General features: G+C 71.7%; 2 protein-coding genes. Both read right to left on the reverse strand.

Features of this window, described 5'->3' with window-relative positions; translation table 11 throughout:
• On the reverse strand, nucleotides 1-1,628 hold a 1,628-nt coding region (locus tag B7X32_RS20345), incomplete at its 3' end, for an AMP-binding protein (protein ID WP_292723925.1).
• 75 nt (nucleotides 1,629-1,703) lie between these two features.
• The coding region (locus B7X32_RS20350) for an acyl-CoA thioesterase domain-containing protein (RefSeq protein ID WP_292723927.1) at nucleotides 1,704-2,417 on the reverse strand (714 nt) is incomplete at its 5' end.

Raw genomic sequence — 2,417 nt, forward strand, 5'->3', positions numbered from 1 at the left:
GCCTCGGCCGCGGCCCTGTCGCGCAGGATGAAGTGCTGCACCTTGCCGCTGGGGTTGCGGGGCAATGCGGCGAGGTAGTCGATGCGACGAGGGCACTTGTAGAGCGCCAGCCGCGACTTCACGAGGGCGAGGATCGAGGCGGTGAGCTCCTCCGAGACCTCTACGTCGGCGCGGGGGACGACGTACGCGTTGACGATCGTGCCGCGATCGGCGTCGGGACGGCCGACGACCGCGACCTCGAGCACGTCCGGATGGGCGGCGATGGCCTCCTCGACCTCCGGAGCGCCGACGTTGTAGCCGGCCGTCACGATCATCGAGTCGCTGCGGGCGTAGAAGGTGAAGTAGCCGTCCTCGTCCTGCACGAAGGTGTCGCCGGTGATGTTCCATCCGTCGTGCACGTACGCCGTCTGCCGCGGGTCGTCCAGGTAGCGGCATCCGGTGGGCCCGATGACGCCGAGACGCCCCGGCCGGCCCGGTCCGAGGATCCGGCCGTCGTCGTCGAGGATCGCCGCCCGATAGCCGGGCACGGCCCGCCCGGTGGCTCCCGGACGGATGTCGTCGCCGGACGCCGAGATGAACACGTGCAGCATCTCGGTGGATCCGATGCCGTTCACGAGCCGCACGCCGGTCGCCGCGGCTACGGCCTCGAAGGTCTCCCGGGAGAGGTGCTCCCCGGCCGAGACGCCGACCCGCAGCCGGCGGAGCGCCTCGGCGAGGCCCTCCTTGAGGATCGCGCGATACCCGGTCGGAGCCGTGTAGAGCACGGTGATCCCGAGCGGCTCGATGAGCCGCGCGAGTTCGATCGGGGTGGCCCGCTCGAGGATCACCGCGGCGCCTCCTGTGCGGAGCGGGAACACCACGGCGCCGCCGAGGCCGAAGGTGAACGCGAGCGGGGCGGTGGTCGCGCTGACGTCGTCCGGCGTCAGGTGCAGCACGTGCTTCGCGAAGGTGTCGGCGTTGGCGAGGATGTCGCGGTGGAAGTGCATCGTGATCTTCGGCGCGCCCGTCGTGCCGCTGGTCGCGCCGAGCAGCGCCACGTCGTCGGCGGCCGTGTCGACCGCCGCGAACGCGCCGTCCTTGCAATCGCAGGCGCGCATCAGGCGGTCCTCCTCGCCGCCGAACACCACGAGGCCGCTCTCCGGCAGCAGGTCGCGAAGGGCACCCTCGACGACGTCGAGATCACGGTGGTCGACGATCGCGGCCGACGGGCGCACCCGCTCGAACACGTTGCGGACCTCGCTCTGCTTCCAGGCGACCATGGTGGTCACCACGACCGCGCCGGCCTTGAGCGCGCCGAGCCAGCAGGCAACGGCCCAGGGTCCGTTGAGCAGCCGCAGGGCGACGCGGTTGCCCGGCACGACCCCCAGATCCTCTGTCAGCACCTGGGCGACCTGGTTCGCGCGGCGCTGCAGCTCCCCGTAGCTCCACCGCGTGCCGTCGCCGAGGATCACGGCGTCACGGTCGGGGCCGAACGTCTCGACCGCGCGGTCGAGGAGCTCGACGGCCGCGTTGAGCCGCTCCGGGTACTGCACCTCCGGGATCGTGAACTCCAGCGTCGGCCAGAGCTCGAACGGCGGCAGTGCGTCGCGGGCGAAGGTGTCGACGTGGGCTGAGCGGGAAAGCTCCATTGCTGCTCCCTTCCTGGGGTGGATCCGCCTCTCGGGGCAGGATCCGACGGATCGTCGGGATGATCGGGGTGATGCTCAGAGGGCGCGACCCGGGCGGATCATGCCCTCCTGGGCGACGGTCGCGATGAGGCGGCCGGTGCGGTCGAAGAAGCGGCCGAGGCCGAGGCCCCGCCCGTCGGAGACGCCGGCACTCTCCTGCGCGTACAGGAGCCACTCGTCGGCGCGGGCGGGCGCGTGGAACCACATGGCGTGGTCCAGGCTCGCGGTCACGAGGCCCTCGTCCCGCCAGGGCAGGCCGAGCACGCGCAGCACCGGTTCGAGGATCGTGTAGTCGCAGACGTATGCGATCGCGAGCTGATGCGTCACGGGCTCGTCGTCGAGGGTCTCGAACGCGCGCACCCAGACGGCCTGGTGCGGTACGCGCTCTCCCTCGACGCGCACGTACACCGGCCCGGGGACGTGCCGCATGTCGAAGCTGCGGTCGTGCGACCAGTAGTCGACGTCGGCGCCCTCGTGGCCGGTGAGCGCCTCGGCGCTCGACGGCAGGGTCTCCGGATCCGGCGCCTCCGGCATGTCCGGCCCGTGCTCGGGGAACTCCTCCGGCACGTGGAACGACGCCGTCGCGAGGAACGCGACCTTGCCGTGCTGGTGCCCGCGGACGTGCCTCGTCGAGAAGCCGCGGCCGTCGCGGAGGAGCTCGACCTCGTAGCGCACCGGCTCGGCGACGTCGACGCCCCGCAGGAACGTCGAGTGCACGGAGTGCAGCACGCGATCGTCGTCGACTGTGCG

Source organism: Microbacterium sp. 13-71-7 (assembly GCF_002257455.1).
Classification (GTDB): domain Bacteria; phylum Actinomycetota; class Actinomycetes; order Actinomycetales; family Microbacteriaceae; genus Microbacterium.